Annotated in this window: 15 protein-coding genes; 7 read left to right on the forward strand and 8 right to left on the reverse strand. The window is 39.2% G+C overall.

All coding sequences use genetic code 11. The annotated features are described in order from the left end of the window. The first annotated feature begins 33 nt into the window (after positions 1-33). From aspA to ACFPA1_RS03880, 4 genes are all read left to right on the forward strand, one after another. Positions 34-1,458 (forward strand): aspartate ammonia-lyase, encoded by a 1,425-nt coding sequence (aspA, locus tag ACFPA1_RS03865; RefSeq protein ID WP_213116060.1) that lies wholly within the window; start codon positions 34-36, stop codon positions 1,456-1,458. 220 nt (positions 1,459-1,678) lie between these two features. Next, positions 1,679-3,163, forward strand: a complete 1,485-nt coding sequence (locus ACFPA1_RS03870; RefSeq protein WP_213140512.1) for an amidohydrolase family protein — start codon at positions 1,679-1,681, stop codon at positions 3,161-3,163. A 110-nt stretch (positions 3,164-3,273) separates the two neighbouring features. Next, positions 3,274-4,842, forward strand: a complete 1,569-nt coding sequence (locus tag ACFPA1_RS03875; protein WP_213140511.1) for a glutathione ABC transporter substrate-binding protein — start codon at positions 3,274-3,276, stop codon at positions 4,840-4,842. Positions 4,843-4,920: 78 nt separating this feature from the next. Further along, the gene (locus ACFPA1_RS03880; protein WP_378581384.1) at positions 4,921-6,141 is read left to right on the forward strand and encodes an amidohydrolase; all 1,221 of its coding nucleotides are present in this window, start codon (positions 4,921-4,923) and stop codon (positions 6,139-6,141) included. 38 nt (positions 6,142-6,179) lie between these two features. On the opposite strand, the gene ncs1 is transcribed toward ACFPA1_RS03880, so the two are convergent. The 8 genes from ncs1 to ACFPA1_RS03920 all read right to left on the reverse strand — a co-directional run bounded on the left by ncs1 (position 6,180) and on the right by ACFPA1_RS03920 (position 14,338). After that, on the reverse strand, positions 6,180-7,637 hold the full coding sequence (gene ncs1 / locus ACFPA1_RS03885; protein WP_241113645.1) for an NCS1 family nucleobase:cation symporter: 1,458 nt from the start codon (positions 7,635-7,637) through the stop codon (positions 6,180-6,182). Positions 7,638-7,666: 29 nt separating this feature from the next. Further along, on the reverse strand, positions 7,667-8,968 hold the full coding sequence (locus ACFPA1_RS03890; RefSeq protein WP_213140509.1) for a hypothetical protein: 1,302 nt from the start codon (positions 8,966-8,968) through the stop codon (positions 7,667-7,669). Then, positions 8,965-9,657, reverse strand: a complete 693-nt coding sequence (locus tag ACFPA1_RS03895) for a response regulator transcription factor (RefSeq protein WP_213116054.1) — start codon at positions 9,655-9,657, stop codon at positions 8,965-8,967. Before ACFPA1_RS03895 ends, ACFPA1_RS03890 begins: the two co-directional genes overlap by 4 nt. After that, positions 9,654-10,421 carry a sensor histidine kinase gene (locus ACFPA1_RS03900; RefSeq protein WP_213140508.1) on the reverse strand — a complete coding sequence of 256 codons (768 nt, stop codon included), beginning with the start codon at positions 10,419-10,421 and terminating at the stop codon, positions 9,654-9,656. The genes ACFPA1_RS03895 and ACFPA1_RS03900 overlap by 4 nt, the downstream gene beginning before the upstream one ends. Before the next feature lie 98 nt (positions 10,422-10,519). Next, positions 10,520-11,515, reverse strand: a complete 996-nt coding sequence (locus ACFPA1_RS03905; RefSeq protein WP_213140507.1) for an ABC transporter ATP-binding protein — start codon at positions 11,513-11,515, stop codon at positions 10,520-10,522. Continuing rightward, on the reverse strand, positions 11,515-12,531 hold the full coding sequence (locus ACFPA1_RS03910; RefSeq protein ID WP_213140506.1) for an ABC transporter ATP-binding protein: 1,017 nt from the start codon (positions 12,529-12,531) through the stop codon (positions 11,515-11,517). The genes ACFPA1_RS03905 and ACFPA1_RS03910 overlap by 1 nt, the downstream gene beginning before the upstream one ends. Before the next feature lie 16 nt (positions 12,532-12,547). Continuing rightward, complete coding sequence (gene nikB, locus ACFPA1_RS03915; protein WP_213140505.1) at positions 12,548-13,468, reverse strand: nickel ABC transporter permease; 921 nt, start codon at positions 13,466-13,468, stop codon at positions 12,548-12,550. Between the two features lie 15 nt (positions 13,469-13,483). Next, on the reverse strand, positions 13,484-14,338 hold the full coding sequence (locus ACFPA1_RS03920) for an ABC transporter permease (RefSeq protein ID WP_241113662.1): 855 nt from the start codon (positions 14,336-14,338) through the stop codon (positions 13,484-13,486). 362 nt (positions 14,339-14,700) lie between these two features. Between ACFPA1_RS03920 and ACFPA1_RS03925 the strand changes: the two genes are divergently transcribed. The 3 genes from ACFPA1_RS03925 to ACFPA1_RS03935 all read left to right on the forward strand — a co-directional run bounded on the left by ACFPA1_RS03925 (position 14,701) and on the right by ACFPA1_RS03935 (position 18,817). Then, positions 14,701-16,257, forward strand: coding sequence for a glutathione ABC transporter substrate-binding protein (locus tag ACFPA1_RS03925; protein WP_213141279.1), 1,557 nt, complete (start codon positions 14,701-14,703; stop codon positions 16,255-16,257). 83 nt (positions 16,258-16,340) lie between these two features. Next, entirely contained in the window at positions 16,341-17,579 is a 1,239-nt protein-coding gene (locus ACFPA1_RS03930; RefSeq protein ID WP_213140503.1) for an amidohydrolase family protein, read from the forward strand. Between the two features lie 17 nt (positions 17,580-17,596). Then, positions 17,597-18,817 (forward strand): amidohydrolase, encoded by a 1,221-nt coding sequence (locus ACFPA1_RS03935; protein ID WP_213140502.1) that lies wholly within the window; start codon positions 17,597-17,599, stop codon positions 18,815-18,817. Positions 18,818-19,043: the final 226 nt, after the last annotated feature.

Consider the following 19,043-nt stretch of genomic DNA (forward strand, 5'->3'; position numbering starts at 1 on the left):
TAGAATGCCTAAATACAAAGGTGAGGTAAGAAAATGGAAGCGAATACAACAAGGGTTGAACAAGACTTCTTAGGAAAAAAAGAAATACCGGAAAATGCTTATTATGGGATTCAAACATTACGTGCCGTTGAAAATTTTCCAATTACAGGATACCGAATCCATGAGGAATTAATTAAGGCATTAGCAATGGTCAAGAAAGCAGCAGCTATTGCTAATATGAATACCAAACGTTTATACAGCGGACTTGGGGAAAAAATCGTTCAGGCAGCCGAGGAGATCATTGAAGGGAAGTGGCATGACGAGTTTATTGTTGACCCAATTCAGGGTGGTGCCGGGACATCCATGAATATGAACGCAAATGAGGTGATCGGCAACCGCGCACTTGAATTGCTGGGACACAAAAAAGGGGATTATAAGCATTTAAGCCCAAATAGCCATGTCAATATGTCGCAATCGACAAATGATGCCTTCCCAACGGCAATCCATATTGCAACACTAAATCTATTGAGCAAATTATTAGAGACAATGCAGTACATGCATAGCGTTTTCAAGGCAAAAGCAAAGCAATTTGAAACAGTAATCAAAATGGGCCGAACTCACCTTCAAGATGCAGTACCAATTCGCCTCGGGCAGGAATTTGAAGCGTATTCCCGTGTGCTTGAAAGGGATATGAAGAGAATTTCTCAATCACGGAATCATTTATATGAGGTTAATATGGGGGCAACTGCAGTTGGAACAGGATTAAATGCTGACCCTCAGTATATTGAAGATGTGGTTAAACAGTTGGCTGAAATCAGCGGGTTACCATTGGTCAATGCGGAGCACCTGGTGGATGCCACCCAGAATACCGATGCCTATACGGAGGTTTCTGCCGCTCTAAAAGTATGTATGATGAATATGTCGAAAATTGCTAACGATCTTCGCCTGATGGCTTCAGGACCACGGGCAGGTCTGGCTGAAATTTCACTGCCGGCACGCCAGCCTGGATCTTCCATCATGCCGGGTAAAGTAAACCCAGTTATGCCGGAACTGATTAACCAAATTGCTTTTCAGGTGATTGGCAATGACCATACCATTTGTTTGGCATCGGAAGCAGGGCAGCTTGAGTTAAACGTAATGGAGCCTGTTTTAGTCTTCAATCTGCTGCAATCCATCAGTATCATGAACAATGGTTTCCGTTCATTTACTGACCACTGTTTAGCTGGCATTGAGGCGAATGAAGCTAGATTAAAAGAATATGTTGAAAAGAGTGTCGGCATTATTACCGCTGTAAATCCGCATCTTGGTTATGAAGCAGCCGCAAGAATTGCAAGAGAAGCTACCCTGACCGGGAAATCGGTACGTGAGCTGTGCCTCCAGCATGATGTTTTAACTGAGGAAGAATTGGATCAAATCCTTAATATCTATGAAATGACAAAACCGGGGATTGCCGGAGCTGCACTTTTAGATCGGGATTAAAACCCAAAGAGCGAACAGTTAGTGAACTGTTCGCTTTTTTAAATTTAAATTTGGATGTATAAAGAGGGGTTGTCTAAAAGTTGACAACCTTTCTTTTTTTAACTTGAAGTATATTCTGTTTTAATAAAGTAGAAAAATTTAAAAAAAGAGTAATAATTCCGAAAATGGGGGCATCGAGAGTTTTTTATAATAAAGGTAAAAGGAAGAAAGGGGAAAGTGGATGAAGACAAAGATAAAGGGAAGGTATGTCATAGGCTATGACGGGGAAGACCATGTTATCATCGAAAATGCTGAAGTTGTTTATGAACAAGACACTATTATATATGTCGGTAAAAATTACACAGGTGAAATAAATGAATTAATCGATGTAGGGAATGCCGTCATTAGCCCTGGTTTTATTGATTTAAATGCGTTAGGAGATATCGACCATGATATTTTACACCTTGAGGCAAGTACAAACAGACAGAAAAACTTGCTCTGGTCCGCGCAATATATTAAGGATGGACACCATGAAGTGATGACCGCTGAAGAAGAAGCTTTTAAATCTCTTTATGCCTACACGCAGCTAATTCTCCACGGGATTACAACGGCGATGCCAATTACGTCAGTTTTTTATAAAAAATGGGCTGAAACATATGAGGAGTTAGCCGCAGCTGCAAACCATGCGGGGAACCTTGGGTTAAGAATTTATCTTGGTCCTAGCTATCAATCTGGGACCAGGGTAGTACAACCCGATGGTACTATCAAGCTGTATATGGATGAAGAAGCCGGTAAAGAGGGATTAAAACGGGCGGTTAGATTTGTGGAGGAATTTGACGGTGCTTTTGATGGACTAGTTCGGGGCATGCTTGCACCTGAACGGATAGAATGCCAAACAATCGATAGCTTGTCACAAACGAAGTATTTTAGCGAAAAGCTGGGAGTTCCAATTAAACTCCATGCGGCACAAGGAACCTTTGAATATCATACTATTGTGGAAAAATATGGGGTTACTCCGATTCGCTTCTTATACGACCTTGGCTTCTTAGGGCCCAAAACTGGGATCCCACACGCTCACTATATTGCCGGATATAGTGAAGCGAAAGTTGGTGAAGGGAACGATATCGCACTTCTGCAAGAAACTGGGACGACAGTGATTCATTGTCCGTTAATTATTGGCAGGCACATGTCAGCTTTAGAGTCATTTGCGAAATATAAAAGAGCAGGAATTAATATAGCCCTCGGAACGGATACCTTCCCTCCGGATATTTTCCAAAACATCCGGACCGGAAGCATGTTTGCTCGTTTTATTGAAAAAGAAGTCAAAGATTCAACATACGCTGATTTCTTTAGGGCAGCAACACTCGGTGGTGCTAAATTCCTCGGCAGGGCCGATCTCGGCAGGCTCGCTGTTGGTGCGAAAGCTGATATTATTGCCATTGATTTGGATGGATTTCACATGGGGGTTCTGGATGACCCAATTCGCACGATGGTAGCAGGCGGAACTGGAAGAGATGTGAAATTATCTGTCATCAATGGCAGGATTGTCATGAAGGATCAGCAAATTCCAAACGTTAATTTAGAAGAAATTAAATTCAAAGGGCAACAATATTTTAATAAAATGAGAAAGGGATATATGGAAAGAGATTATCAGCAGCTTCCGGAACGACAATTATTTCCAACATCCTTTAGAGTTGTAGAATCTATTAAAAATGAAAGAAAGTAGTAAAGATATTAAAAAAGGAAGTAAAGATATTTGAAATATTATTATCTGAATATTTTTTATAATTAGACAAAGGTTAAACCCTTTTAAAAAATATTCAGGAGGTAAGATTGATGAAGAGAAATAGGGGGTTAGGAAGATTCTTTATTGTCATGCTAATGATGATGGTAATCATGGCGGGTTGTTCAACAAAAAAAGATGTTAGCAGTGACACCAAAAAAAGTGACTCAGCCGCTAAAGAAGGGGGAACTTTGGTCATTGCACGCTTATCTGATGCTGAAAATTTGGACCACCATTTTATGTCTACCATTAATGCCGCAAGTATTACTCATCGGAAGATTTATGAGGGTTTAGTTGGCCGTGATAAAAATGCTCAAATAAAGCCCTTGCTAGCGGAAAAGTGGGAGCAAAAGGACGATACAACCTGGGAGTTTACCCTAAGAAAAGGTGTAAAGTTCCATGATGGAACTGAATTTAAGGCAAATGCTGTCAAAGCTACCTTTGATCGTTTATTAGACCCAAACGTTGGTTCACCGAGAGCAGTTGTATTTAAAATGGTCAAGGAAGTAAAGGTTATTGATGATTATACCGTTCAGTTTATCTTATCTGAGCCGTTCTCTCCGTTACTCTCTATCTTAGCGAGCCATGAAGGCGGTATTATCAATCCAAAAACGATTGAGAAATATGGCAAGAAAATTATCCAAGAGCCAAATGGAACAGGTCCATTTGTATTCGAATCCTGGACACCGGGTCAAGAAATTGTCTTAAAAAAGAACAACGATTATTGGGGAGAAAAAGCAAGGGTGGATAAAGTTGTATTCAAGGTTGTTCCTGAAGAAACGACAAGAATATCGATGCTTGAAACGGGAGAAGCTCATATAGCTGAACCGCTTTCCGTACCGATGATGGATACAGTAAAAACTTCAAAGGCAATCGATGTTTACCGCAGTGAAGGATATGGAACAGAGTATATTGGTTTTAATGTTCAGAAGAAACCTTTTAACGATGTTCGTGTTCGAAAGGCTATATCCTACGCTGTTGAAATGGATTCCATTATTAAAGGTGTTTATAACAATGTTGGGAAAAAAGCGAATTCCTTATTGGGCTCTAAAGTATTTGGCTACAATGATGCAATGAAGGCCTATGAATATAATTTAAATGAAGCGAAAAAGCTGCTTGCAGAAGCAGGCTATTCGAATGGATTGGAAATAACTCTTAAAACGATGGATAGCAAAGAGCGAATCAATATGGCCGAAGTTCTTCAATCTCAATTAAAAGGGATCGGCGTTAAGGTTAATATTCAAGTATTGGAGTATGGAACATTTGTAGAGCAAGTAAACAAAGGTGATTCAGAAATGTTTATTATCAGCTGGAGAAATGCTACTGGAGATGCTGATTATAATCAATATAATCTTTTCCATACAAGTTCCCAAGGTGGGGCAGGAAACACCTTTTTCTACAGCAACAAAGAGGTTGATAGTTTAATTGAAGCAGCTAGGAGAGAAAAGGATCAAGAAAAACGCAAGGAGCTTTATGCGCAATCACAAGAATTAGAAATGAAGGATGTAGTTTATATTCCGGTCCGTGTGATAGAAAACCTAGCAGCTGTCTCAAAAAATGTAGAAGGCTTTGCGATTAGCCCATCAGGCTATTTAGAAATAAACGATGTATCTATTAAATAACTTTAAAACAGATAAAAGGGATATCTCTGTGGGGTACCCCCTTTTATCTTTTGCTCTGAAAAGAAAGGAAGTTAGAGAATGAATAGAAGTTTTTGGTTAAAGAATGTTCGTTTGGAAACAGGTTACATTAAAGAGAACGGAAGAGTTGCAGGGACAGAAACAGGGCTATTTCAGTTATTAATTGAAAATGGCAAGATTACTAGAATAATCGATGCATCAGAGACACTCTTGAATGAATTACCCGTGATGAACGCGGAAGGCCTGCTTCTCATCCCGTCCTTTGTTGAAAAGCATGTTCATTTAGACAAAACCTATATGGGAGATCGCTGGAGGGCCTGTATACCAGCATCAGGTGTGATTGAACGGTGTGAAATAGAAAAAAACATTCTTACTTCGATATCATCCAGTACGCAGGAACGTGCAGAAGCGCTGCTTGAGGTGTTATTATCGTTCGGATCCACTCATGTTAGAACCCACGTGGATATTTATCCTGAGGTAAAATTGCAAAATTTAGAAGGAGTAAAACAAGCTTTAGAAACATATTCCTATAAATTAAGTTCAGAAATTGTTGCCTTTGCTCAGCACGGCTTGCTGCGGCCAGGGACAGTTGAACTCGTAAAAGAAGCATTAAGAAATGGTGCCGGGATTGTGGGTGCTGTCGATCCTGCAACTGTTGATAATAATATCGAAGCATCATTAGTACAGTTAATGGATTTGGCAGTCGAGGCAAATGCCGATATCGATTTGCATTTACATGACCCTGGACACTTAGGAACCTTCACGATGAAACGGCTAGCCTATTTAACGAAGCAGGCAAGCTGGGAGGGAAGAGTTGCCATAAGCCATGCATTTGGCCTTGGCGATGTTTCGCAGGGAGAGGCCGTAGAAATGGCTGAGATTTTAAAGGATGCAGGAATATCGATTGTGACCAGTCTACCAATTGGCCGCAACATACCTCCTGTTCCGCTTCTTACTGAATGTGGTGTAGAAGTGGCTGTGGGGAATGATAATATCTTTGATTCATGGTGGCCAACTGGTAACGGGGATGTACTTGAAAGAGTGGGCAGATTAGTAGAAAGAAGCCGCTGGACAAATGAAGTTTCCTTAGGGCAGGCACTTAAATATATTACCGGCGGTTTAACACCGTTGGACAAAGAAGGTAATCAGATTTGGCCAAAACCAGGGAGCACCGCCAATATGATTCTGGTTGAAGCGAGCTGCTCGGCCGAAGCTGTTGCAAGAAGAGCCAAGCGGAAAGCGGTTTTTTATAATGGAAATATCGTATCTGGCTCACTTTAAAACACAAAATGAAACCTAACAAAAAGGGGATGACGCGGTCATCCCCTTTTTGCAGCTCCTGGAAAATACTTTGCCGCTTTTATTGTCCGATAGTTTACCCAATTGAAAAATAGATATAATATGACTGCTGAAAATATTCCTGTAAACCAAGAAATGCTATAAAGCGGTTTTAGAATAGGGAGAAAATTCCCTATTAAACTAAAAATCCCAGCTAAAAGTGTAGCAGATAATGCAGGAATATTCACTGGTTTTGTAGTTTGCCTTGAAGAATATAAGTCTTGTAAATTAATTTTTTTCTTACTTATAAAAAAATAATGAGCCAGCATAATCCCAATTACAGGACTTAACAAGCCACCAACTAGATTTAAAAATGAAAAAATACTCGTTGAATCTTCCATCAGCTTCCAAGGCATGATTAGAATTCCGATAATGGTGCTAATTAAAGCACCAGATTTAAAGCCTAATTTTTTGGGGAAGAGTGCGGCCAACTGATAGCCTGCCGGAATAATATTCCCAACAATATTGACAGATATGGTGGATAAGCAAAGCGTCAACAAGGAGATTGCGATGGCAAATGTACTATCAAATTTGTCTATCACTTCTAACACATTCCAGATGGGAACCCCGAAAGCAATTTCCGAACCAATAATAATCGTAATACTCGCAATAGCAAAAAGAAAATAGGTAAGAATTAATCCCACTATCTGCCCAATTGACTGGTCTCCATTCGAGCGTGCAAATCTGGTGACATCGGAAACACTTACAATTTGGGCAACCCAGGTTGCCAATATTGCAGAAATGCAACTAATGAAAATCAATACGGGACTTCCTTCAATTCCTTTTGGACTATAGTTCAAAATGGGAATAATCCCGCCGGCGAGGTTAACCGCCCAAACAGACATTCCGCCAAAAACAACGAAAACTAATGGAGAAATGATTTTATTTAGTTTTCCTAATGAGTCAATACCGGCAAAAATAAAAAAGACGTTAATGAACCAAAAGAGGAGAAAGGAAAGAAAATTGGTTAAATTTAACCCTAAAAAGCTCCAATTTCCTCCCAGTGAAAAAAAACCTGGCCAAAATTCCCCAATTAATATGGAAACGGCCAAACTGCCGGCATAGGTTTGCAGTCCAAACCACATGATGGCGGCAATGATACCTCTGAGCACTCCCGGAAAAACTGCTCCCCTAACTCCAAAGCTTGACCGAAGCAGAATAGAGAACGGAATTCCATACTTAGCACCGGCATGACCATTCAAAACTAACATACCTGCAAGAAGTACAGATGAAATCATGATGATAAAAAAAACCTGCCATATTGTTAAACCCAACGCGAAGAAGCCGCCAATTGTAACATAAGAAGGGATGTTATGGACCGACCCCATCCAAATAGAGAAAAAATGTCCTTTTTTCCATGTTCTTGCTTCAGGTTGTGTTGGTAATAGGTCATGGCTTAACATGGATAAATCTTCGAATAGGGATTGTGATTGTCTCAATGCTGCTCCCTCCAAAAGTCGTAAAATACCTAAGATTCTATAGGTGCTTTTTTAAAAATGTATACAAACAAACAGATGACACCCGATATCGCAAAGCTAATCCAAACCGCTTTAAGGTCATTGGTGAACGGAATGAATAAAAAGCCCCCCGCGGCTCCAATCAATGAGGAATATGGTATGACCATGGGAATGGGTTTGCTGCTAAGAATGATGTACAGCATTGGAATAATTATCGAGGCATAAATATTTCCGAAAAAGAACAATAATTTCAATGGATTCGGCGTAAGAATACTGACAATTACTAGCAAACAAACACAAACTATTCCAGAAAAAATATAGGAGTATTTCCATCTTTCATGGTTCGTTAATGGCCGAAACAATTCCAACACATTTTTTACAAACAAGGTAGTAGTTGCGTGCAATTCAGCATTTATCGCAGAAGAAATTGCGCTAAAGCAAAATAATACAAATAATATAATCAGCATTGTGGACTGAATTTTGTCAACTAATTCAAACAAAAGCGAATATATATTCTTATAGCTTCTACCGAACATAATAATCATTAATAAAGATGATAAGGCTAGAGGGATGGTTGCCCAGATCCCCCCCGCTAAAGAAAAGGTCATTGTTACCTTTTCTTTTTGAATTATAAATACTCTTTGCCAGGTGGCACGGTCCATCATAATCTGTCCAAAGAAGATTAAAAGGGCGGTAAATATAAACCATATCGCATCCATATTTTTAAAGTATAAAATATAGGGATGGTAAAGCTTTATTCCGTCATATACGGGATGGACCCCTTCTTGAATATAAAAATAGACAGGAATCAGGAGGACTGCGCCAAATATCAAAGCCACATTAACGCCGGAAAACTGATGAATTCTCTGCATTCCGCTTACTCCACCTACAAAAAAACAAAAGCCCATAAACAGTATCATCCCGATAAATACGGGAATAGGGAAAATAATATGTATGAGAATCCCTGCACCCATTGCTTGAATAAAAAGCGAATAAAAGCTCGTCACCAAAAGAATAAACATTATATACCAATATCCGCTAGGAGTCAGCTTTTGCCGCATCACATCCCCAATCGTTTGTTCATTGGGAAAATTCTTTCGGATTTTTTTTGCTAAAAATCCAAATAAGACGAGAGCAAGAGCCCCCATTAACGAATAACCGATGGCACCGGTGATTCCGTATTTTACTAGTGTTTCCGGTGCAGAAAGTATCGTATTTCCGGTAATCCAGCGTGCCAATAAGCTGACAACTCCGAAGCTTACTCCTAATTTTACAGCACCACTAATGTAAAATTGATAATCCTTCCTACTCAACGCAATGTCTCCTTCAGTCGGTAGTCACGTGGGGAATATCCAGTTATTTTACGAAAAATTTGACTAAAATAATGCTGACTGTTAAATCCACATCTGTCTGAAATAGTATTAATACTTAGTTCGGGATTTTCAATTAACATTCTTTGAGCTTCCTTTAATCGATAGTCATTTAAATATTCTGAAAACCCCATCCCAACTTCCTCATGAAATTTTCTGCTAAAATAAGCTGGATTTATATGAATTTTCGAAGCCAAATAATTCAATGTCAATTTCTCACTATATTCTTGGTGAATAATTTGCAGGGCGTTCATGATTGGTTCAGAGTAACGTCCAATACGTTCGTATCTTTTTAACACTTCAAGTAATTCATCTTCAATAACCGGCTTAGTAATGTAATCAACAACACCAAGTCGTATAGAAGTTTGAGCATATTCAAAATTTTGAAAAGCTGTAACCATAATGATATCCATTTTATGAGAACGAGTTAGTTCCGCGGCTAATTCTAATCCTGATTTTCCCGGAAGCTGAATATCCAAAAAGGCAAGCATGATATCATGTTGTTTCAGAATTTGAACAGCCTGGGATGCATCTTGTGCTTTGAAAAATTTCCATGTTGGAAATCTTTTTTGGATTAAGTATTCAAGCTGCTCTAACTCTAGCGGCTCATCATCAACTAACATGATATTCATAATCGTTTATCTCCTTGATTTTCGTTCTTATTTACAAATGGAAAAACAGCCAAAATGTTGGTTTTATCATTTAACGATGTTAATTGAATAGAAGTATGTTCAGGTGAAAATAAAAGCTCCAGTCTTTTGGCGATATTTTCTAACCCCAGCCCCCCCTTATGAGGCTGGTCTTCATGTTTTTCACTGGAACTGTTCCATACCGTTACATGTACATACTTCTCTTTTTTCTCAACAATTATTTTTAAGAACGCTTCTCCTGCATATTTTTCAAATGAATGCTTAAATGCATTCTCCACAAATGTCTGGATTAAAAAGGGGATAATAACGGCCTGTCCAACAGAAGGATCCAAAGCGATTTCATAATGGAGTCTGTCCCGAAACCTTATCTTTTGAATTTCTAAGTAATATTTAATATAAGTCATTTCATCGTTGATCGTTATTAAGGGAGAATTCGTTTGATACTTAAATTTAAGCAGCCTTGAAAGAGCTTCAATAGAACGTATTAATTCAGTTTTACGTTCGAGCCTTGCCAAACTTAATATGGAATTCAATGTGTTAAAAAGGAAATGCGGCTGTATTTCCTGGTTTAATTGATTATATAGGGCAGTTTGAAGTTCTCTTTGCAACGCAATTTCCCGTGTTTGTTTTTCCAAAAGGTCAATCCGTTTTTCGAAAATGAATAAAAACAGCAGTGTGAATGCACCTAATAAAGGTGCTAGCACACAAAACATAATATAAAGGGAGAAAGCATCCATCGAAAGCATATAAAGTAATTCTCCTTTACATGTCGAAAAGGGAGTATGACTCACTCCCTTTTTTAATATAATATTTTATACATATTTTTTATTATTTGAAAATATTTTTATTTTGCAAGTTCCTCGGCGTAGTGACAGCTGACAAAATGATTTTCCCCTAATTTTCTAAGGGCTGGTTCCTCATTATTACACTTTTCTGTTGCAAACGGGCAACGTGTATGGAACCGGCATCCGCTTGGCGGGTTAATAGGGGAGGGGACATCACCTTTTAATATGACCCGCTCTCTTTTTAACTCCGGGTCAGGTACCGGAATTGATGATAATAATGCTTTGGTATAAGGGTGGAGCGGTGAATCAAACAAAGCCTTTTTCTCAGCAATCTCGACTACCTTACCTAAATACATCACCATGACTCGGTCAGAAATGTGCCGTACCACACTTAAATCGTGTGAGATGAAAAGAAAAGTGAGCTGAAACTGATTTTGCAGCTTTTTTAATAGGTTAAGAATTTGTGCCTGAATCGATACATCCAAAGCTGAGACAGCTTCATCACAAATGATTAATTTCGGATTCACCGCCAGTGCCCTGGCAATCCCAATCCTCTGACGTTGGCCGCCGCTGAACTCATGAGGATATCGATCTAATGCTTCTGGCGGGAGACCAACATACCCGAGTAATTCTAACATTCTTTCCATTCTTTTTGGTTTTGGAACGACCTCTTGAATGGCCATCGCTTCATTCAAAATTTGTTTTACTGTTTGTCTTGGATTAAGAGAGGCGAAAGGATCTTGAAAAATTACCTGCAGGTCTCCTCTTAACTTTCGCATTTCTTTTTTATTTAAATCCAAAATATTTTGTCCTGAATAATAAACCTTTCCATCTGTAGGTTCATCAAGTCTTAAAATTGCCCGCCCGGTGGTAGATTTGCCGCAGCCGGATTCGCCGACAATGCTTAAAGTCTCACCTTCAAAAAGATGGAAAGAAACATCGTCAACTGCCTTTACATAAGACTTTGGTTTAAAAAGGGAGTCTGATTTGACAGGAAAATACTGCTTTAAATTTTCTACTTGTAATAATAGTTTTTTCTCAGCTTGTGCCTGCATTATTTTACAGCCTCCTGTTGTTGGAATTCTGTCCATTGACTGGTATACATCCAGCAACGGACCTTTACACCATCCGGCTGTGCCGCCAGTTCTGGTAGACGCTCATGGCAAATTGGCTGTTTAAAGGGACATCTGGATGCAAATCGGCACCCAGGAGGCATATTATAGGGACTTGGGACACTGCCTTCAATGGTTCGCAATTCATCTTGATCCTCATGGATTTTAGGTAATGAGGCTATTAAACCTTGCGTGTAAGGATGTTTTGGATCTGAAAAAATCTTATTAGTTGGCGCATGTTCTACAATGTTACCGGCATACATGACGGCAACTGTATCACAGGTTTCAGCAACAACTCCCAAATCGTGGGTAATCATAATAACGCCCATCCCGAGCTTTGTTTGTAAATCTTTTATCAATTCTAAGATTTGCGCCTGAATAGTTACATCCAAGGCTGTTGTCGGTTCATCCGCAATTAACACCTCAGGAGTACAAGCTAGTGCCATTGCAATCATGACACGCTGCCTCATGCCGCCGCTTAATTGAAAAGGTTCCTGTTTTGCTCTTTTTTCAGGAGAGGGTATACCAACTAACTTCAGCATTTCTACTGCCTTGTCCCATGCCTCTTTTTTACCCATCTTTTGATGGAGTCTTAATGCTTCGGCGATTTGTTCTCCAACAGGGATGACAGGGTTTAACGAGGTCATCGGTTCCTGGAAAATCATCGAGATTTCATTTCCACGAATTTTCCTCATTTCATCTTCTGAAAGGGAGACTAAGTCTTTACCTTTAAACAGAATCTGCCCACCGGCAATTTTTCCGGGAGGGGAGGGGATTAACCTAAGAATGGAAAGGGATGTCATACTTTTTCCACAGCCGGATTCACCTACAATCCCTAATGTTTCGCCCTTCCTTAGTGTAAAATCGATGCCGTCAACGGCTTTACTGACACCACGCTTCGTGTGGAAATGTGTTTTTAAACCTTTCACTTCTAAAATCGGTCTGTTTTCAGCATTCATGACCGTTCACCGCCTTTTAATTTAGTTCAATCCGTTTATTAAAGAATCGATATAGTACATCAACACATAAATTCACGATAACGAAAACTAGCGAGGCTACTAATACTCCTCCTTGTACCATTGGAAGATCGCGCATCCTGATAGAATCTACGATCATCCTTCCTAATCCATTAATAGCGAAAATCGACTCGACTAAAACGGTTCCGCCAAGCAATGCGCCAAACTGTAGGCCAACAACGGTGATTACAGGAATTAATGCGTTACGTAATGCATGCTTATATACGATTACTCGCTCACGAAGACCTTTAGCACGAGCAGTTCTAATATAATCCTGACGAATAACTTCAAGCATACTTGACCTCGTCATTCGGGCAACAATAGCTGCGCCGCCAGCACCTAATGTAAGAGCTGGAAGGATCACGTGAAGAATGCTTTCCCATCCGGCGACTGGCAGTATCTGCAATTTTACAGAAAAGAAATACATCATCATTAAACCAAACCAAAAGCTTGGTAATGAAATCCCTAATAAAGCGACAATCATAACCGTTGTATCTGTTAGGGAATATGGTTTAACTGCAGATATGATGCCAGCAGCCATCCCTAAAACGATCGTTATGATAATACTGAATAAGGCAAGCTCCATAGTTATTGGTAATCTAACCAATATTTCCTCTAGAACAGGCTGGCTATTTTTAAGGGATACTCCAAAATCACCACGAAAAACGTTCATCAAGTAATCAAAATACTGTACGTATAGTGGTCTATTTAACCCTAATTGCTCCCGAATGGCTTCAATGGTATCTTTTGAAGCACCTTCGCCAGCAAGCAATACAGCGGGGTCCCCCGGAACAAGCTGCATAATAATGAACACTACAAACGTTACCCCAATAACCACAGGAATTGTTTGCATTAAACGGCGTAAGATAAACATTAACATCGTTGGTCAACCTCCCTATTTCTTCATTCTTGGATCAAATGCATCTCGTAATCCATCACCAAAAATATTAAAACCTAAAACTAGTATGGAAATGGCCAGCCCTGGAAAAATAGCGATATAAGGTGCTGAGAATAAGAAATCCCTTCCATTGCTTAGCATCGTCCCCCACTCTGGAGATGGAGGCTGGGCACCAAGCCCAAGGAAGGATAGGCCAGCTGCTGAGAGAATGACTGTTGCTAGTCTTAGTGTCCCTTGTACAATGATAGGTGACAGGATATTCGGTAATATATGTTTAAAAATAATTGTTATATCATTCGCTCCCAGCGAACGGATGGCATCAATGTACTCAAGCCGCTTTACTTCTAAAGTCGAACCGCGAACAATTCGGGCAAATAACGGAATCGAGTATGCTCCTACTGCAATGGTTACATTTGTTAAGCCAGGTCCAAGTGCACTGATGATTGCCAATGCTAGTAAAATTCCAGGGAAAGCTAGCAGGATATCCATGATTCTCATAATCGTAGAGTCAATCCATTTTCCATAGTAGCCCGCAACAAGTCCAAAAATAATACCAAAAAAGGCACCGAAGATTACGGCGGTGATTCCAATCCCCATTGACAGTCTTGATCCAAATAGAATCCGACTTAAAATATCTCTTCCTTTATCATCTGTTCCCATCCAATGATCTGGGGATGGAGGTATTAATTTATTTTCCAATTTAATTTCGTATGGATCATAAGGAGCAAGTAATGGTGCGAAGAGTGCAACTATTATATAGAAAAGTATAATGATAGCACCAACCATTGCCGCTTTATTCTGCATTAAAATGGAAAGAAAATCTTTCAGTTTAGATTCTTTTGGATGATTCATAGTTTGTGTTACTGCAACTGTTTGTTTTGTTTTTGCTTCAAGTGTCATGCAAAACCCTCCTTAATTATTTTATTTGAAAGAATGCTGTAGTTTCTGGTTGTCATGTTCCTCCTTATGAAAGCTAATTTTTTTAAGTGGAATATGTACAAAATTATCAAAATTTAAGCGAAAGTAAATATTTTTTAAATTGTTTGTCAAAATAGTTAAAATTTAAGTAAATATTCTGTAAATATTTCAAATCATCATCTTCTATAATGCAGATAAGCAAATTTAGAGGCAGGTGAAAAAACGGATATAGCGTAGATACAGAATTTAAATAACATCATAAAGGGGAAAGAGTTATGGAGAAAAAAAGACGCACCATGAAAAATGGCATTCTATTTGTTTTAATAGGATTAATGCTGCTGTTTGCTCAAGCTTGTTCAACAAAATCAGTTAATACCAACGAAACAGCTGGGAAGAAAGATGAAGTTAAAAAAGGTGGAATTCTTACTGTAGTTCGTCTTTCTGATGCAACGAAATTAGACCCACATTTTATAACCGATATTCCTTCTGCTAATGTTGTTTATCAAAAGGTATATCAGGGACTGGTTGTACCAGACAAAGATTTTAAAATTCAACCACTGTTAGCAAAAGAATGGAAGGTCGTAAATGATACAACTTGGGAATTTAAATTAAGAGAAGGTGTTAAATTCCATGATGGAGCATCATTTAATGCAGAAGCTGTGAAGGCGACATTTGATCGTTTATTAGATCCAAAAACTGGATCGCCACAGCGTACGAAATTTGCCATGATTAAAGAAGTAAAAATTGTTGATGATTATACCGTTCAATTCTTGCTTGACTATCCATATGCTCCACTTCTATCTATATTAGCTAGCCAAGAAGGAAGCATCATTAGTCCAAAAGCGTTGGCTGAAAATCCAGAAAAACTAGCTGAACATCCAGTTGGAACTGGCCCATTTGTTTTTAAAGAATGGAAAAGCGGTCAAGAAATTTCACTTACGAAAAATGAAAATTACTGGGGGAAAAAGCCAAATATCGATGGCGTAGTATTTAAAGTTGTTCCAGAAGATGCAACTCGTCTAGCCATGATTGAAACGGGCGAAGCGCATATCAACGATCAAGTCCCTGTCACTGAAATTGAACGGATCGAAGCTTCAGATACCATGGAGCTTTATCGCACCGAAGGACTTGCTGTTGAATTCCTCGGCTTTAACGTAAAGAAAAAACCATTTGATGATGTAAGAGTCCGTAAAGCAATCAGCCATGCGATTGAAAGAGAAGCCATCATTAAAGGTGTTTATAATAATGTGGGGACTCTTGCTAACGTTGCCATGAGCCCTAAAGTATTCGGTTATAGCGACAAGGTAAAGCCGTATGATTATGATTTAAATGAAGCCAAAAAATTGTTAAAAGAAGCAGGCTATGAAAAAGGGTTAGAGATTACCTTAGTTACCAGCGATCGTAAAGAACGTATAAATATGGCTGAAGTTATTCAATCTCAGTTAAAAGGGATTGGGGTAAATGTGAAGATTCAAGTGATGGAATATGGTGCATTTATTGAAACTCTTAATAAGGGACAACATGAAATGGTCATCAACGGATGGGGAAATGCCACTGGCGATGGAGATTATAACCAATACAACTTATTCCATTCTTCTTCACAAGGACCTGCAGGGAACCATTTCTACTATAGTAATCCTGAAGTAGACAAATTGATTGAAGATGCGCGTAGAGAAACTGATGAGAAAACACGCTTAAAACTGTATGAGGAAGTTATGCAAAAAGAAATTGACGATGCAGTTTATATTCCAATCCGCAATTACGAGTACTTAGCAGTAAGTAATAAAAATGTAAGCGGCTATTGGTTAAACGCTTCAAACTACCTAATGATTGATGATGTAGTTATTAAGTAAAAAGCTTGATTGAATGTTGATGAAGGAAAAGTACTTTTTAACAAAAGTGCTTTTCCTAATTTTTTTTCATAGGAGGAAATGAAATGACGACTTTTTGGTTAACAAATGTTCGTTTAGAAAAAGGCTTCAAATATGAAAATGAACGTATTGCCGCTACTGAAACAGAAATTTGCCATTTGAAAATTGAAGGAGGCAAAATCACCGAAATCACTAGTGAATCTCCTAACTTGGGTGAAAAGCAGGTTGATGCGAAGCAGCAGCTATTACTGCCATCCTTACGAGATATGCATATTCACATCGATAAAACCTATTATGGCGGACCTTGGAAAGCGTGTACTCCAATCACAAAAGGGATCTTTACCAGATTAGAAGAAGAAAAGGTGCTTTTGCCAAAGCTTTTACCAACTGCACAGGAACGCGCTGAAAAAATGATTGAATTATATATTCGAAATGGGCATACCCATATCCGCACCCATTGTAACGTCGATCCGGTCATAGGATTAAAAAATTTGGAAGCAACTGTGAATGCTTTGAAAAAATATGAGGATGTCCTAACCTATGAAATCGTCGCCTTCCCGCAGCACGGTCTTCTCAGGAGTGATTCTGTTCAATTAATTCGCGATGCGATGAAAAATGGAGCTACCCTGGTAGGGGGTGTTGACCCGGCAACGGTTGATAGAAATATTGAAAAATCATTAGCGACGATTTTTGAAATTGCTGTTGAAAACGATAAGGGTGTCGATATTCACCTTCATGATCCTAACACATTAGGTACATTTACTTTTGAAAGAATGGCTCACTATACGGAGCAAGCCGGGTTAAAGGGAAGAGCAACCATCAGCCATGGGATAGCACTAGGCGATTTATCGGGGGAAGCACTCGTTGAAATGGCGGCTATTTTAAGAGAACAAGAGCTTGATGTGACAACAACTGTACCGGTTAATCGTCCTACTATACCAATTCCGACTCTTGATAAATTGGCTGTTCCGGTTTCCGTAGGCCATGATAGCATCACGGACCACTGGTCTCCATTTGGCACTGGAAATACCATTCAAAAGCTTGGAACCCTTGCAGAGAGATTCCGATTGAGCGATGAATACTCTTTATCAACTGTCTTAAAATATGGAACTGGCGGTATAACGCCACTTAATGAAAAAGGGGAACGTGTCTGGCCAAATGTTGGCGATGACGCAACCATGATGTTAGTAAATGCATCTTGTTCAGCAGAAGCAATCGCAAGGCGGGCCACTGTAGAAGCCTTATTTTTTAAAGGGAAAAAGGTCGAAAGTAAGCTAACGGAAACAAATGAAGTAAGAGTGTAAATGAGGGGGAATGAAGAATGACTGCTTCATATTGGTTGACAAACGTTCGATTAGAAACTGGATATCAACAAGATGAGAAGGGTGTTTATGAAACGAAAACATCACTCTTCCATTTAAAAATAGCGGACGGGAAAATTATTGAGAAAAAGGACGCCAGTTTTGTTATCCCATCTGGGGAAACAAAGGTAGATGGAAAAGGATTATTAGCGGTTCCGACATTTAAGGAGATGCATAACCACCTTGATAAAACTTATCTTTCTCTTGACTGGAAGGCACCCATTCCAGCAAAAAATTTGACTGAACGTTTACGTTTAGAAGCAATGGAACTGGATGCATTGGCTCCATCTACTAAACAGCGGGCAAGTGCCATGATTGAACTGCTACTATCCCAAGGTTCTACGCATATTCGTTCTCATGTGAATATTGATCCATATATCGGGTTGAAAAACTTGGAAGGTGTCAAAGCTGCTCTTGAGAACTATTCTGATAAACTAACCTATGAAATTGTTGCATTTCCTCAGCACGGACTTTTAAAGGACAATGTTATTTCCCTAATGAAGGATGCCATGAGAAATGGCGCAGATATTGTTGGCGGGCTGGACCCAGCAGGGATTGATCGTAATATTGAAAAATCTTTATATGAAGTTATGAACCTAGCAACAGAATTTGATGCTGACGTCGATATCCATTTGCATGACGGCGGTCATGTTGGCTATTATACGGTAGATAAATTAGCTGAATTGGTTGAAGAGGCAAAATGGCATAATCGTGCAGCCGTCAGTCATGCCTTTAGTTTAGGGGACGTGCCGGTCCCGCAGCAGGAAGAGATCGCTGAAAAGCTTAGCAATTTAGGGATGTCGATTATGTCCACGATTCCAATTAATAGAACGCTTCCTCCAATTGATTTATTAGACCGCAAAGGGGTTAATGTCTATTTAGGCTGTGATGGTTTCTATGATTCATGGGGACCGTTTGGAACAGGTGATGTACTTGAAAAGGTGACTCGCTATGGAGAGTTATATCGCAAAAGCGATGAACTGTCTCTTTCTCAATCGTTAAAATTTGCAACTGGAGGACCAACAGCATTAACGAAAGATGGGAAAGTGGCTTGGCCGCTTGCAGGAGACGAGGCCAACCTTGTTCTTGTTAATGCATCTTGTACGGCAGAAGCGGTTGCAAGAACACCAAAACGAGAAGCTGTTATTTTTAGAGGGAAAGTCGTTTCGGGTCAAATTTAATCCTTCATGGAAGATAATATTCTCTAAAAGAAAAAGCCCCGTAATGGGCTTTTTTAAATGGAATATGGAAACCTTTAACTTTATAAATCAAACTAAAAAGTTAATAATTTGATAATGTTTTTTATACGAGGAGTTAAGTTCTGTCAGGTACAATCAATGTACGTCGACGAAGTCATAAATCAAGCATACAAATGAAATAATACCCTTTAGGGCCAGTAAATAATAT

The organism is Neobacillus sp. GCM10023253 (assembly GCF_042653105.1).
Lineage (GTDB): Bacteria > Bacillota > Bacilli > Bacillales > Cytobacillaceae > Neobacillus > Neobacillus citreus.

Coding starts and splice junctions, on each gene's coding strand:
- ACFPA1_RS03905 (WP_213140507.1), bottom strand. CDS start 11,515: ATGCAGGCACAAGCTGAGAAAAAACTATTATTACAAGTAGAAAATTTA.
- aspA (WP_213116060.1), top strand. CDS start 34: ATGGAAGCGAATACAACAAGGGTTGAACAAGACTTCTTAGGAAAAAAA.
- ACFPA1_RS03925 (WP_213141279.1), top strand. CDS start 14,701: ATGAAAAATGGCATTCTATTTGTTTTAATAGGATTAATGCTGCTGTTT.
- ACFPA1_RS03875 (WP_213140511.1), top strand. CDS start 3,274: ATGAAGAGAAATAGGGGGTTAGGAAGATTCTTTATTGTCATGCTAATG.
- ACFPA1_RS03935 (WP_213140502.1), top strand. CDS start 17,597: ATGACTGCTTCATATTGGTTGACAAACGTTCGATTAGAAACTGGATAT.
- ACFPA1_RS03880 (WP_378581384.1), top strand. CDS start 4,921: ATGAATAGAAGTTTTTGGTTAAAGAATGTTCGTTTGGAAACAGGTTAC.
- ACFPA1_RS03900 (WP_213140508.1), bottom strand. CDS start 10,421: ATGCTTTCGATGGATGCTTTCTCCCTTTATATTATGTTTTGTGTGCTA.
- ACFPA1_RS03920 (WP_241113662.1), bottom strand. CDS start 14,338: ATGAATCATCCAAAAGAATCTAAACTGAAAGATTTTCTTTCCATTTTA.
- ACFPA1_RS03870 (WP_213140512.1), top strand. CDS start 1,679: ATGAAGACAAAGATAAAGGGAAGGTATGTCATAGGCTATGACGGGGAA.
- ACFPA1_RS03910 (WP_213140506.1), bottom strand. CDS start 12,531: ATGAATGCTGAAAACAGACCGATTTTAGAAGTGAAAGGTTTAAAAACA.
- nikB (WP_213140505.1), bottom strand. CDS start 13,468: ATGTTAATGTTTATCTTACGCCGTTTAATGCAAACAATTCCTGTGGTT.
- ACFPA1_RS03895 (WP_213116054.1), bottom strand. CDS start 9,657: ATGAATATCATGTTAGTTGATGATGAGCCGCTAGAGTTAGAGCAGCTT.
- ACFPA1_RS03930 (WP_213140503.1), top strand. CDS start 16,341: ATGACGACTTTTTGGTTAACAAATGTTCGTTTAGAAAAAGGCTTCAAA.